This is a genomic window from Rahnella perminowiae (assembly GCF_019049755.1).
GTDB classification, from domain to species: domain Bacteria; phylum Pseudomonadota; class Gammaproteobacteria; order Enterobacterales; family Enterobacteriaceae; genus Rahnella; species Rahnella perminowiae.
This window is the reverse complement of the sequence record NZ_JAFMOS010000100.1, coordinates 1-688: the sequence shown is the minus strand read 5'-3', so window position 1 is coordinate 688 and position 688 is coordinate 1. Positions and strand designations below refer to the sequence as shown.

The 688-nt window shown below is 39.8% G+C and carries 1 pseudogene; it reads right to left on the bottom strand.

Features of this window, described 5'->3' with window-relative positions:
- Positions 1–407, bottom strand: a pseudogene (locus J1785_RS00525) (hypothetical protein); the annotation flags it as partial.
- Positions 408–688: the final 281 nt, after the last annotated feature.

Genomic DNA, 688 nt, shown 5'->3' with positions numbered 1-688 from the left:
TTATAAAATAAATGAACGGGCAACCCAAAGATAAAAAAGGAACCCGGTCCGTCAGTCTCTCCGCTTTCATGCACTTTAATCACTCTCTCTACCGCACCGGAGAGTATTTCACCAAGCGAGTTATTTGACATCAAAAATTGATAATAGCGGACAGCATCTATTCCGGGGAATATATCAAAAGCATTAACACAATAAAACGTATAGCCGGCGGAGAACAGCAGTGCCGAGATGATAAAAAAATTATAACGGGCTCCCGGAATGGTCATGACAGGTATGCTCAATGCAGTCAGGGTAAAGATCACCGCCCCTACCGCAATACGTGCATTCACAATAAGATTAACTATGCATACTGAAATGGCCATCATTAAAAAAAGATACATAACGCCACGTTTTAAATCAATGTTCACTTTTTCCTCGCCGGTCCTGGCTTAATACAGTCCTGAAGACAGTTATATACATCAGAAAAGCGACAAAACTGTTCGAGAAAAACAGCACCCATGGCACACAGAATACATTCATAAACTTACAAACCAAATACAATATAACGCAATGAACGAGTCCTCCGGTGAAAGTACAATAGGAAATTGCTTTATTCTTGCCATAAAAAAAACAGGTGGAAGCCATAATCAGGTAAAATCCCTGCGCTAAAAAAGCAGGCACCATAATTATCACCAATCTTTTAATATCC